General features: G+C 55.6%; 8 protein-coding genes. 2 read left to right on the forward strand and 6 right to left on the reverse strand.

The genetic code is table 11. The features are described from left to right. Nucleotides 1-59: 59 nt before the first annotated feature. Complete coding sequence (lptD, locus tag JOE25_RS10865) at nucleotides 60-2423, reverse strand: LPS assembly protein LptD (protein ID WP_209635019.1); 2364 nt, start codon at nucleotides 2421-2423, stop codon at nucleotides 60-62. Between the two features lie 228 nt (nucleotides 2424-2651). On the opposite strand from lptD, the gene djlA reads away from it, so the two are divergent. Further along, nucleotides 2652-3473 carry a co-chaperone DjlA gene (gene djlA / locus JOE25_RS10870; protein ID WP_209635021.1) on the forward strand — a complete coding sequence of 274 codons (822 nt, stop codon included), beginning with the start codon at nucleotides 2652-2654 and terminating at the stop codon, nucleotides 3471-3473. A gap of 267 nt (nucleotides 3474-3740) precedes the next feature. Here djlA and rluA read toward each other — a convergent pair whose 3' ends face one another. The 3 genes from rluA to JOE25_RS10885 all read right to left on the reverse strand — a co-directional run bounded on the left by rluA (nucleotide 3741) and on the right by JOE25_RS10885 (nucleotide 9988). Next, nucleotides 3741-4391 (reverse strand): bifunctional tRNA pseudouridine(32) synthase/23S rRNA pseudouridine(746) synthase RluA, encoded by a 651-nt coding sequence (gene rluA, locus JOE25_RS10875; RefSeq protein ID WP_209635023.1) that lies wholly within the window; start codon nucleotides 4389-4391, stop codon nucleotides 3741-3743. A gap of 57 nt (nucleotides 4392-4448) precedes the next feature. After that, nucleotides 4449-7355, reverse strand: a complete 2907-nt coding sequence (gene rapA / locus JOE25_RS10880; RefSeq protein ID WP_209635024.1) for an RNA polymerase-associated protein RapA — start codon at nucleotides 7353-7355, stop codon at nucleotides 4449-4451. A 269-nt stretch (nucleotides 7356-7624) separates the two neighbouring features. Beyond that, the gene (locus JOE25_RS10885; RefSeq protein WP_209635026.1) at nucleotides 7625-9988 is read right to left on the reverse strand and encodes a DNA polymerase II; all 2364 of its coding nucleotides are present in this window, start codon (nucleotides 9986-9988) and stop codon (nucleotides 7625-7627) included. 184 nt (nucleotides 9989-10172) lie between these two features. On the opposite strand from JOE25_RS10885, the gene JOE25_RS10890 reads away from it, so the two are divergent. After that, on the forward strand, nucleotides 10173-10943 hold the full coding sequence (locus tag JOE25_RS10890; RefSeq protein ID WP_209635028.1) for a DedA family protein: 771 nt from the start codon (nucleotides 10173-10175) through the stop codon (nucleotides 10941-10943). Between the two features lie 27 nt (nucleotides 10944-10970). On the opposite strand, the gene ilvN is transcribed toward JOE25_RS10890, so the two are convergent. Further along, the gene (gene ilvN, locus JOE25_RS10895) at nucleotides 10971-11264 is read right to left on the reverse strand and encodes an acetolactate synthase small subunit (RefSeq protein WP_037420755.1); all 294 of its coding nucleotides are present in this window, start codon (nucleotides 11262-11264) and stop codon (nucleotides 10971-10973) included. A 3-nt stretch (nucleotides 11265-11267) separates the two neighbouring features. Then, nucleotides 11268-12962 carry an acetolactate synthase large subunit gene (ilvB, locus tag JOE25_RS10900; RefSeq protein WP_209635029.1) on the reverse strand — a complete coding sequence of 565 codons (1695 nt, stop codon included), beginning with the start codon at nucleotides 12960-12962 and terminating at the stop codon, nucleotides 11268-11270. Nucleotides 12963-12986 lie beyond the last annotated feature (24 nt).

Consider the following 12986-nt stretch of genomic DNA (forward strand, 5'->3'; position numbering starts at 1 on the left):
CCCATTATGTAATCCGCAAATGCGGGTGAAAGTTCTCGTTTTCAAAGTGTTACAAAGCATCAAAATGCACGCTGATAAGGCAGAATGCCGGAACGCAACATTTCCGCGGAGCCCAGACTGTGATCGCTGCTCAGGCCACGCAGTTCGACGTTGAATGAAACTTTGTTGTCATAAACGCTGGTATTGTTACTGTTATTCCAGTCGGTGATCTTGCGCTCATAGCCCAAGGTTACCGCCCAACAGCAGGTGTTGTACTTCACGCCGAGCAGCTGATCGGCTGATTGTTTTGCACGGGTGTCGTAGTAATAAGCCCCTACAACGGCCCAGCGATCGGCAATCGGCCAACTGCCGGTCACGCCCACTTGCGAAATACCGTCCTGATAAGCCGGAACCTGCGTGGTATTCAATGCCGTCTCAATATACTCCGGCGTAGCGTAACGGTAGTTCAACTGCAGTACGCGTTCAGAATCCTGACGGTATTCCAGTACGCCATTACCCAATGAGATGCTACTGAGACGCGTGTCGTACTGCAGACCGCCACGGAGACCCCAACGATCGTCAATCTTCCAATAGCTATCGCCAGCCCAAGCCAGGCTGCCGGTATTGTCATTGTTGTCGTAACGCGTAGTCTGGTCACCGGTACGGGAACGGCTGAAGTAGTAGATTTGACCAACGGAAACATTAAAACGTTCAACCAGCGCGTCATCATAAATACGCGAGGTCAAACCGGTTGAAACACGGTTTTGTGACGCGATGCGATCCAGGCCACTGTAGGTGCGGTCACGGAATAGGCCTGAGTAGTCGGTTTGCAGCAACGTGGTGTCGTAGGTGTAGATGTTGCTTTGGTCACGATACGGCACATACAAATACTGTACGCGCGGTTCGAGGGTTTGCGTATAGCCCTCAGACCAGTTCATTGGGCGATCGAATACCATCTTGCCGTCGACTTTGAACTGCGGCAGCACGCGGTTGACCGAGTCTTCCAGGCCTGGGGCGTTGTTGCCAGTGCGGTTCTTGTAGTTGGTGGCAAAACCGTCAGGAATATCCTGCTGATAGTGGGTTGCCAGCAGTTTGGCCTCGGTGTTCAGGCTGCCCCAACCGTTGGTCAGCGGCAGGCTTAGCGTCGGTTCCATATGCAGACGGGTCGCGTCAGGGCTGTATGGGTTAACGCTAATGAACTTGGCTGCCTGGCCGTAAATGTGGAAATCGAACGGCCCGATATCGTCTTTGTAGTAGTTCAGGTCCAGCTGTGGCTGAACTTTATAAGAGTCCGATTGGCTGCGGTCGGTATCGTCGTAGATCTGGAACTGTTTGGAGCTTAAGGTGGCGTCCCAGTTATCAATGGCGTAGCCGACGCTGAATTTCTGCGTCGCGTAACCGTCGGTGGTGGAACCGTATTTAGAGTCCAAATCGGTAAAGTATTTGGAGTCGCTGACCTTGGTGTAGTCGACGTTGAAACGCCACACCTGGTCCATCACGCCATTGTGGTTCCAGTAGAACAACCAACGCTTGCTGTCGTCAGGGTTGTCCTTGCTGTATTCCTTGTCGTTCGGCAACCAGTCGAATTCCATCAGGCCCAAACCAGGCTGCACCAGATAACGGAATTCGTTCTGCAACTGCAGACCACGCCGGGACATATAGTGCGGTGTGATGGTGGCGTCGAAGTTCGGCGCAATGTTCCAGTAATACGGCAGCAAGAACTCAAAACCATTGCTGCTGCCATATTTTGCATTCGGGATCAGGAAACCGGAGCGACGTTTATCACCCACCGGCAATTGCAGGTAAGGGCTGTAGAATACGGGCACGCCGCCAATTTTGAAGCGCGCGTTCCAGATTTCTGCGACCTGCTCTTCGCGGTCGTGGATCACTTCGGATCCGACGACGCTCCAGCTATCGTCGCCAGGCAAGCAGGACGTAAAGGTGCCGTTTTCCAGAATGGTGTAGCGGTTGGCGCCGCGCATCTTCATCTTGTCGGCGTCGCCACGGCCCTGACGGCCTACCATCTGGTAGTCGCCTTCATAGACGTCGGTGTCTTTATTGTTCAGGTTAGACCAGGCTTTCGGACCTTTCAGTTTGATCTGATTGTCGCTGTAGTGCACGTCACCGGTCGCCGTTACGGTGCGTACCGGCTCGGTTTGTCCTGGGTTTTGCGTCTGGTTCAGCTCAACCTGTTTGGCAGTCAGGGTACTGTTGCCTTGCTCAATGTTCACGTTACCGGTGAACAGCGCGCTTTTTGGATAATCGGCGCGGGAGTCATCGGCGTGAATAGTGACGGGTTGGCTGTTCGGATCGCCGCTGACCAGCGGTTTGTCATAAACAGGTACGCCGAGCATGCATTGCTCAGCCAGGTCAGCCAGCGCGTGCTGACTGTAGAGTGCCGTCCAAATCAGTGTGGCCAGCAGTGTTGGGAAACTTTTTTTCATACGCGGTTTTGGTGTTCCGTCATCAGAGGCGTCATGTCCGGCAAACGGTCAGAGACTATATCACTCATCTGCGTTGCGCTAGTGTTAAATCCGGCCGTTTACTTGCGTCGTCGATAGGCGCAAAGATAAATGACAGGTATGATAATCGAAATCCTGGGAAAAATCGCCTTAACCCTTACCTAAGACGGAAGGGAGCAGTCGGCTTTCGGCATGATAATTGAGGAGTATATGCAGTATTGGGGAAAACTGCTCGGGGTCATCGTGGCCATTTGGGCTGGCGCGGGATTCTGGGGTGTAGTTTTGGGGCTGATTGTCGGTCATATGATTGACACTGCGCGCAGCAACAAGCGCAGCCGGGGTTTTTTCGCCGACCAGCAAACGCGGCAAACGCTGTTTTTCCGCACCACTTTTCAGGTGATGGGTCACCTGACCAAATCAAAAGGACGTGTTACCGAGGCGGATATCCAGATCGCCAGCCTGTTTATGGATCGCCTGCAACTGCACGGGGAAGCCCGTACCGCGGCACAGCAGGCATTTCGTGAAGGTAAACAGAGCCAGTTCCCACTGAGAGAAACGCTGCAGCAGTTCCGCAGCATCTGTTTTGGCCGTTTTGACCTGATTCGGATGTTTCTGGAAATTCAAATTCAGGCGGCGTTTGCCGATGGTTCGCTGCATCCAAACGAGCGCCAGGTGCTGTACGTCATCGCTGAAGAATTGGGCATTTCGCGTGCGCAGTTTGATCAGTTCCTCAGCATGATGGAGGGCGGGCGCCAATTTGGCGGCGGTCAGCAAGGCGGGCATTCGCAGGGCGGCTACCAGCAGGCGCAGCGTGGGCCTACTTTGGATGACGCCTGTAAAGTGCTGGGTGTCAGCAGCAGCGACGATGCGACCACCATTAAACGTGCTTACCGCAAGCTGATGAGCGAGCACCATCCAGACAAGCTGGTGGCGAAAGGTTTACCGCCACAAATGATGGAAATGGCCAAGCAAAAGGCGCAGGAAATTCAGGCGGCCTACGACCTGATCAAGCGTGAGAAAGGCTTCAAATAACGATACCCGTCATACTTGAAGCTGCCTCTTTGTTGGCTGCGCCTGCTCACCCCGGTCACCTGGTTGACTAGGCTCCCGGGGATTTACAGGCTTGCCGCCTCGACGCAACTCCAATTATTTAGGGTATAGAATCGGTCATACTTGAAGCTGCCTCTTTGTTGGCTACGCCTGCTCACCCCGGTCACCTGGTTGACCAGGCTCCTGGGGTGAGCAAGGTTGCCGCTTTCCTGCAACTCGAATTATTAAGGGTATCGCTGTCCGATGGGGTTAGAAATCCGGTTCAACGCGGAAATGCATCGGCGTCTGGAAAGCAGGGTGGGTAATGCGCAGCTCTTGCGCATGCAACTGTAAACGTGGCGCCATGGCCTTGGCTTCTGGTGTGGCATAAAAACCGTCACCGAGGATCGGGTGGCCCAATGCCAGCATATGAACGCGCAACTGGTGTGAGCGACCGGTGATCGGCATGAGTTTTACGCGTGTGCTTCCATCGGCATCTCGTGACAGCACAAGATACTCCGTTTGCGCTGCTTTACCCGTCTCGAAACACACTTTCTGCAACGGCCGATTAGGCCAGTCGCAAATCAGCGGCAAATCCACCAGACCTTCATCGTGCTCCAGATGACCCCAGACCCGTGCGATATAGGACTTTTTCGGCTCGCGCTCGCGGAACTGGCGTTTTAGCTCACGTTCAGCGGCTTTATTTAACGCCACCACAATCACGCCACTGGTTGCCATATCCAGACGATGCACCGACTCGGCGGCCGGAAAGTCTGCCTGAATGCGTGTCATCAGACTGTCTTTGTTTTCCGGCGCACGGCCGGGTACCGACAGCAGACCGCTCGGCTTGTTGACCACGATAATGTGCTCATCCTGATACAGGATATGCATCGGGCCCTGTGGGGGATTGTAGGGTTCCATCTTGTTGGCTCCGCTGAAAGTCACAATAGGGGAACCGCAGCTCCCCCTTGCGCCAGGTTACTGGTGAGTGACAACCACCAGACGGATCGCGTCCAGACGCCATCCCGCTTCATTCAGGTTAACCAACACCTGCTTACGGTTGAACTCCAGCGCTTCGACTTCGTCATCACGGATGTTCGGGTTGACGGCCTTCAGGGCTTCCAGACGTGCCAGCTCGGTGCTTAGCTTGTCATCCGCTTCCTGTTTTGCTTGCTCGATCAAGGCACGGGCCTGTTCTTCAACCAGGCTTTCTGCCTGTTGCAGCATGGCATGCACATCTTGCTGCACGGCATTGACCAGCTTGCTGGAGGTGTGACGGTTAACGGCGTTCAATTGGCGGTTGAAGCTTTCGAATTCAACCTGCGCCGCCAGATTGGTACCTTTGCGGTCCATCAACATACGGATTGGCGTCGGTGGCAGGAAGCGGGTCAGTTGCAGGTGCTTCGGCGCTTGCGCCTCAACCACGTACACCAGCTCAACCAACAAGGTGCCGACAGGCAGCGCCTTGTTTTTCAGCAGAGAAACGGCACAGCTACCGGTATCGCCAGACAGGATCAGATCCAGGCCGTTGCGGATAATCGGGTGTTCCCAACTGACGAACTGGGCATCTTCACGTGAAAGCGCTTGCTCACGATCGAAGGTGACGGTGCAGCCATCCTGTGGCAAGCCCGGGAAGTCAGGTACCAGCATATGATCGGACGGTGTCAGGACGATCAGGTTATCGCTGCGGTCGTCCTGGTTGATACCGACGATGTCGAACAGGTTAAGCGCAAAGCCCACCAGGTTGACGTCGTTGTCCTGATTGGCAATGGCTTCAGCCAACGCCTGCGCTTTCTCGCCGCCATTGGAGTGCATTTCCAGCAGGCGATCGCGGCCCTGCTCCAGTTGCACCTTCAGTTGGTCGTGCTGCTGACGGCAGGTGTGAATGAATTCATCCAGGCCTTCCTGCTCGGTGGGGGACGCCAGGAAACCGATCAGTTGCTCATAACCACTGTCATAAATGGTACGGCCGGTTGGGCAGGTATGTTCGAAGGCATCGAGCCCTTCGTGGAACCAACGGCCCAGTACCGCCTGAGCGGTGTTTTCCAGGTATGGCACCATGATTTGAATGTCATGCATCTGGCCGATACGGTCCAGACGGCCAATACGTTGTTCCAGCAGGTCCGGGTTAAACGGCAGATCGAACATCACCAGGTGGCTGGCGAACTGGAAGTTACGGCCTTCAGAGCCGATTTCCGAGCACAGCAGCACTTGGGCACCGTCTTCCTCTGAGGCGAAGTAAGCGGCGGCGCGATCGCGTTCGATAATCGACAAGCCTTCATGGAACACGGCGGCGCGGATAGCTTCTCGCTCACGCAACACCTGTTCCAATTGCAGTGCAGTGGCGGCCTTGGCGCAGATCACCAGGACTTTTTCGTTGCGGTTGCTTACCAGGTAATTCAGTAACCATTCAACACGCGGATCGAAGTTCCACCAGGTGGCGTTTTCGCCTTCAAATTCCTGATAGATTTGCTCTGGATAGAGCATGTCGCGTGCACGTGCCTCAACGGTTTTCTTTGCACCCATGATGCCAGACACTTTAATGGCGGTCTGGTACTGAGTTGGCAGCGGCAGCTTGATCTGATGCAGATTACGGTGCGGGAAGCCTTTGACCCCATTACGGGTGTTACGGAACAGCACGCGGCTGGTGCCGTGGCGGTCCATCAGCATGGTAACCAGCTCCTGACGCGCCTGCTCGCTGTTTTCACTGTCGCTGTTGGCGGCTTTTAACAGCGGTTCAATGTCTTGTTCGTCGATCAGCTCGCCGAGCAGGTTCAGCTTGTCATCCGCCAGGCGCTCACCACTGAGCAGCAAGGTGACAGCATCCGCCACCGGGCGGTATTTCTGCTGTTCTGCGACGAATTCGTGGTAGTCGTGGAAACGGTTCGGATCCAACAGGCGTAAACGCGCAAAGTGGCTCTGTTGGCCAAGCTGTTCTGGGGTTGCGGTCAGCAGCAGTACGCCGGGGATATGCTCGGCCAGCTGTTCAATCACTTGGTATTCGCGGCTTGGTGCGTCTTCGCTCCAGGCCAGGTGGTGTGCTTCATCGACGACCAGCAGATCCCATTGGGCATCGGCCAGTTCTTCCAGGCGCTGCTTATTACGGCGCACGAAGTCCAGCGAGCAGATGACCAACTGTTCGGTTTCAAACGGGTTGCTGCTGTCGAGTTTGGCCTCTGAGTAACGGCTGTCGTCGAATAGTGAGAAATAGAGGTTGAAGCGGCGCATCATTTCGACCAGCCACTGGTGCTGCAACGTTTCTGGTACCACGATCAATACGCGCTCGGCACGGCCTGCCAGCAGTTGCTGGTGGATGATCATACCGGCTTCAATGGTTTTACCCAGCCCCACTTCATCTGCTAACAGAACGCGTGGGGCATGGCGCTGGCCGACTTCATAGGCAATATGCAACTGGTGAGGGATCAGGCTGGCTCGCATGCCGCGCAGACCGGCAAACGGCAGACGATACTGTTCGCTCTGGTATTTACGGGCGCGGAAACGCAGCGCGAAGCGATCCATACGGTCGATCTGGCCGGCAAACAGGCGGTCTTGCGGCTTGCTGAAGGTCAGCTTACTGTCCAGCAGCACTTCACGCATTGCCACACCGCTTTCCTGGGTGTCCAGGCGGGTGCCAATATAGGTCAGCAGGCCGTTATCCTCTTTGACCTCTTCCACCTGCAGCTCCCAGCCTTCGTGGTTGCTGATGGTGTCGCCTGGGTTGAACATCACGCGGGTGATTGGCGAGTCATTTCTGGCATAGAGGCGGTTTTCGCCGGTTGCGGGGAAAAGCAGGGTAATCATGCGCGCATCCAGCGCCACGACAGTACCCAATCCTAATTCGCTTTCCGTGTCGCTGATCCAGCGTTGACCAAGTGTAAAAGGCATATATTGTCGGCTCGATTCTTTTTAAGTAAGTCTTGTTACCGGGTTTAGAACACCGCGGTACCCGTATCAAACGTCTGCTAATCCCGATTTATTTTTATATGGCGGGCAATAGCTATTCATCCCATGCATACATCGTTAGACGGCATGGGTGAAGTGTGGTCCAGAATTTGGGAAGGGCGCTATGGTAATGGAAGGCGACGCGTTCGTCACCTGCAAAACCTGATGATTTTTCTTAACCCTTCGCCAAAGCCCGCGGGACGGGCTGAATGTCAAAACAACCCCATTTGCCCGGTCACCAGCGTGGTAAAATCGTCGTGCAAGAATGGGAGTATAGCGTCTGCCACGGGTTGTAACTGGCGCTCCAGATAATGGGGGTAATCAATTGCCGATTGCTGGGTCTCCAGCGGCTCTGGCCCGGCAACGGTCATGACATAGCTGATCCAGCCGCCATTCTGGTATTGAAGCGGCCGGCCCTGCTGACGATTATAGTCGTCGGCGATGCGTGCAGCTCGGACATGTGGCGGTACGTTGCGCTGATATTCGTCCAGTCTCCTGCGCAGGCGCTTGCGGTAAACGAGCCGGTCGTCGAAATCGCCGTTCAGTGTTTGGCTCACGTATTCCCGCACAAAATCCTGATACGGCTGCCGTTTAAAAATGCGTTGGTAGAGCAGTTGCTGGAACTGCTGCGCAAGCGGTGTCCAGTCGGTGCGCACGGTTTCAAGGCCTTTGTAAACCATCTCTTCACGGCCATCAGCGCTTGCGATCAGCCCAGCATAGCGTTTTTTACTGCCCTGTTCGGCACCACGAATGGTCGGCATCAGGAAGCGCGAGTAATGGGTTTCGAACTCCAGCTCCAAGGCATTATCCAGCCCATACTGCGCCTGTAAATGTTGCTGCCACCATTGGTTTACGTGCTCAACCAGCGTCTTGCCGATTTGGGCGGCCTGCTGCTCGTTATGGGGTTGCTTGAGCCAAACGAAGGTGGAATCAGTATCGCCGTAGATGACCTGATACCCCTGTGCTTCGATCAGTTCACGCGTTTGGCGCATGATCTCGTGGCCACGCAGGGTGATCGACGAGGCCAGGCGGGGATCGAAAAAGCGGCAACCGCTCGATCCCAATACGCCATACAGCGCATTCATGATGATCTTCAATGCCTGGGATAACGCTTTGTTCTGCTGACGTTTTGCCGTTTCACGCCCCTGCCAGATCTGCTCGACGATCGCCGGCAGGCAGTGTTTGCTACGTGAGAAGCGCGCGTTGCGGAAACCGGGCACTGAATCGACATCGCTCGGGTGTTGCATGCCTTCCACTAGCCCGACCGGATCGATCAGAAAGGTGCGGATGATCGACGGATACAGACTTTTGTAATCCAGCACCAGCACTGAATCATACAGGCCGGGTTGTGAATCCATCACAAAACCGCCGGGGCTGTGTTCTTCTGGCTGTTCGCCGAGGTTGGGGGCGATAAAACCTAGCCGGTGCATGCGTGGCATATACAGATTGCTGAAGGCCGCGACCGAACCGCCACTGCGATCGGCCGCTAACCCGGTGACCGTGGCGCGCTCCAGCAGAAAGGTCAGCAACTCGGTTTTGGCAAAAATCCGCGTCACGAGCTCACAATCTTTTAAGTTGTAGCGTGCCAGTGCCGGTTTATCTTCGGCGAAGCGTCGGTCGATTTCGGCCATCCGCTGATAAGGGTTGTCGATCGACTTGCCTTCCCCCAGCAGTGTCTGGGACACGTGCTCGAGACTAAAAGAAGGGAAGTTCCAGGTGGCAGATTTCAACGCTTCGATGCCATCGATAATCAATCGACCGGCGGCGGAGGCGAAAAAGTGATTTTGTTTGAAACCGTGCTCACGCCACTCGAGCGGGTTACCCCCACGGCCTAACCGTAATGGGATCTGGTAGCGCTCGGCGTGTTTTTGCAGTACGCGTAGATCAAACTGCACCAGATTCCAGCCAATGATGGCGTCGGGGTCGTGCTGTTCCAGCCACTGGTTCAGGCGTTCTAACATCTGCGGGCGGCTTACGCAGTACTCCAGAGCAAAATCCAGCGTCTCATTGCCACCGTTGGCTGGCCCAAGCATGTAGACCTGGCGTTGTCCGCAACCTTCCAGTGCAATAGAGTACAGCTCACCGTGAGCGGTGGTTTCAATGTCCAGCGAGACCAGCTTCAGTACAGGGCGGTATTCTGGTGCGGGTTTCATTTTACTGTTGAGCAGGGGGCCACTGCCATTCGGTTGGCCACTGAACCACACCGGCGCGGTGATAAAGCGTTCCATCAGGTAGCGTTCCGGCGGGCGAATATCGGCTTCGTAGACATTGACGCCGCCGTCTTTCAGCAGCCTTTCCAGTTTGATCAACTGACGGTGTTGGCGGCAGTACAGTCCCAGTATCGGGCGGTGATGAAAATCAGTCAGCGGTAAGGGTTTTAGCTCCCATTGCCGCTCTTCGCGCAGCAACAGCTCAGCACGTTGGCGCTGTTCGACAGGAATGAAGGCGACGGAGGTCTGCGGCGACAGGCGAATTTGCTGTGGTCCATTGTCGGTCGCCAGCCAAAACTCCACCTCGGTGCCAGCCGGCGTATCACGCCAGTGGCGGGTGAGCAGGAAACCCTGTTGGAGTGACATCACGCTGTTCCTGAGAGGCTAAGCTAAAGGGAGAAGGACATAAATTACAGTATGGGTTTTTATACAGTCATTGTCCATTGCCGTGCAGTCCTGCCAAAAAACCCTACAATTCACCGGTTGACTCGTTCCCGGCTGCACCTGACAATCCCACGCCCACGCGCTTTGGATAACCAGCAGAGGTTTAATGGAAGCCTATTTACAGCATTTAATTACCCAGTCTTTGGCTTTCACTCTGATGGTCGTCATGCTTGTCGCGTTTTTGGAGTCGTTGGCGTTGGTTGGGTTGTTGTTGCCCGGCACGGTGATGATGGCCAGTATCGGCGCCTTGATTGGCAGTGGTCAGGTTGACTTCTATTACGCATGGGCGGCGGGCATTGCCGGTTGCTTGCTGGGCGACTGGATCTCTTACTTTATCGGTCGTGCCTTCAAGGGGCCGTTGCACCGGTGGTCATTCCTGAAAAAGAACAAGGCGATGCTCGACAAAACCGAGCATGCGCTACATCAGCACAGTATGGCGACCATTCTGATTGGCCGTTTTATTGGCCCGACGCGTCCACTGGTGCCGATGGTCGCCGGGATGCTGGATTTACCGCCGTACAAATTCGCATTGCCGAACATTATCGGCTGCATCACCTGGCCACCGGTCTATTTTTTCCCGGGTATTCTGGCCGGCGTGGCGATCGACATTCCTGCCAGCGCCAACAGTGCGTTATTCAAATGGTTGCTGTTTGCGGTGGTGATGCTGGTTTGGCTTGCCGTCTGGCTGAGCTGGCGTTGGTGGCGTGAAGGCAAGCGCAGCGCCGACCGCTTGAGCAACTGGCTGTCGCCGGTGCGACTGCGGATGGCCTGCGTGCTGAGTTGGATCCTGGCGCTCGGCACCTTTTATTATCTGTCCCTGCAACCACTGATGCCGGTTTATCGGCACCTCTTGTGGAAGGTATTAGCAGGACAATAACAAGGGGGCGTAACGCCCCTTTGTACATTACTGGAAGAATGCCTCTAACTGTTCGAACACCCGCACGTCCTCGCTGTGGCGTTTTACTTGCAATACATCTTCGAGTTTCTCTACCTGACTTATCATCTGCATCAGTCGTTGATCGTCCGCCACCAATAGCCAGATGCGGCTCTGTTTACCGTCTTTCAGCGGCAGACACAGAATGCCTTCCACGTTAAAGGCGCGGCGGGCGAACAGACCGCACACATGCGACATCACGCCGGGATGGTTACGAACCGTCAGCTCCAGGATCACCTGCGGGTTATTGTATTGTTCTGACATGGCTTATTCTCCAATCATGTCGATATTAGCGGCACCCGGCGGCACCATCGGGAAGACCTTTTCATTGATATCGATCAGCGCGTGGATCAGACAAGGCCCTGGGCGCTGGATCGCTTCTGCGAGCGCTGCCTGTGGATCTTCCGCGGCGTTCAAATCGCAGGTGTCCAACCCGAAACCGGCAGCAATCTTGATAAAGTCGGTGCGCTTGGGGTAGGCGGCGGCAAAAATGCGCTGTTGATAGAACAGGGTTTGCTGTTGATGTACCAGCCCCAACGCCTGGTTGTTCATCAGGATAATTTTCACGTCCAGATTGTGTTCGACGGCAGTAGCCATTTCCTGAATGTTCATCATCAGGCTACCGTCACCGGAAAAGCACAGCACTTTACGCTGTGGTTCTGCCAACGCGGCGCCAATTGCGGCTGGTAGGCCAAAGCCCATGGTCCCGAGCCCACCAGAGGTCAGCCACTGGCGCGGACGGCTCAGCGGATAGGCTTGTGCTACCCACATCTGATGCTGGCCCACGTCGGTGGTGATAATGGCGCTGTCATCTACACAGCGTGCGGCAGCGAGCACCAGCCCGTAATGGCTCAGCGGGTCTTCGGCGTTCGGCATACTGAACGGGAACTCGCGCTTCAGGCCGTTGACGGTGTCCAGCCATTCACTGCGTGGCTGTGCCTCAATCAGTGGTAACAGTTGCTGCAACACCTGACCAACGTCGGCATGAATGGCAATATTGGCCTGTTTCACCTTACCCAGTTCGGCACGGTCGATATCCACATGGATGATGCTGGCGTTCGGGCAAAACTGTTCGGTTTTGCCAATCGCCCGATCGTCAAAGCGGGCGCCCAGTACGATCAGCAGATCGGCTTCTTGCAGGATAAAGTTAGTGCTACGTGCCGCATGCATCCCCAGCATACCCAGCGACAGCGGATGCTGAACCGGCATGGCGCCGAGTGCCATCAGCGTCATGGTGGTGGGCAAGTTGGCGCGTTCGGCCAATTCAACCGCCTGTTGGTAGGCATTGGCGCAGATGATACCGCCACCCAGATACAGCACCGGGCGCTTGGCCTGGTTGATCATTGTCGCAGCCTGAGCCACCGCGGAGGCTTCAAAGGCGGGAGCCGCATCGGGAATGGCGATCGGGGGCAACTCATCCAAATCGATAACCGCAGTTTGTACGTCTTTAGGCACGTCGATCCACACTGGACCTGGGCGACCGGACTCTGCGATACGGAATGCATCGCAGATCACTTGCGGCAATTCGCGGATATCGCGTACCAAATGGTTGTGCTTGGTGATAGGGATCGAGATGCCGTAGGTATCCACTTCCTGGAAAGCGTCGGTGCCGATCATCGAGGAAGGCACTTGGCCGGTGATACATACCAGCGGAATGGAATCGAGCTTGGCGTCGGCGATGGCGGTGACCAGGTTGGTTGCACCCGGTCCACTGGAGGCGATGCACACCGCCGCTTTGCCGTTAGCACGCGCCATGCCTTGAGCCATAAAGCCTGCCCCCTGTTCGTGGCGTGCCAGTACGTGGTGAATGCGAGTGCTTTGGCCCAGTGCATCATACAGTGGCAGTGCTGCACCACCGGGAATGCCGGCGACGGTGGTAATACCCTGCCGTTCCAGCAGATGAACGATCAGCTGTGCGCCGGTGAAGCGGTTACCTTGATGTGGCGTGCCCGAAATTGCCATGTTCCTATCCTTTCTCAAGGCCGG

The sequence above is a fragment of the Serratia sp. PL17 genome, from assembly GCF_017832355.1.
In the GTDB taxonomy this organism is placed as follows: domain Bacteria; phylum Pseudomonadota; class Gammaproteobacteria; order Enterobacterales; family Enterobacteriaceae; genus Serratia.

What these genes read in the sequence shown, in the direction of transcription:
- ilvN (WP_037420755.1), bottom strand. Translation starts at nt 11,264, where the DNA reads ATGTCAGAACAATACAATAACCCGCAGGTGATCCTGGAGCTGACGGTT.
- djlA (WP_209635021.1), top strand. Translation starts at nt 2,652, where the DNA reads ATGCAGTATTGGGGAAAACTGCTCGGGGTCATCGTGGCCATTTGGGCT.
- rapA (WP_209635024.1), bottom strand. Translation starts at nt 7,355, where the DNA reads ATGCCTTTTACACTTGGTCAACGCTGGATCAGCGACACGGAAAGCGAA.
- rluA (WP_209635023.1), bottom strand. Translation starts at nt 4,391, where the DNA reads ATGGAACCCTACAATCCCCCACAGGGCCCGATGCATATCCTGTATCAG.
- ilvB (WP_209635029.1), bottom strand. Translation starts at nt 12,962, where the DNA reads ATGGCAATTTCGGGCACGCCACATCAAGGTAACCGCTTCACCGGCGCA.
- JOE25_RS10885 (WP_209635026.1), bottom strand. Translation starts at nt 9,988, where the DNA reads ATGTCACTCCAACAGGGTTTCCTGCTCACCCGCCACTGGCGTGATACG.
- lptD (WP_209635019.1), bottom strand. Translation starts at nt 2,423, where the DNA reads ATGAAAAAAAGTTTCCCAACACTGCTGGCCACACTGATTTGGACGGCA.
- JOE25_RS10890 (WP_209635028.1), top strand. Translation starts at nt 10,173, where the DNA reads ATGGAAGCCTATTTACAGCATTTAATTACCCAGTCTTTGGCTTTCACT.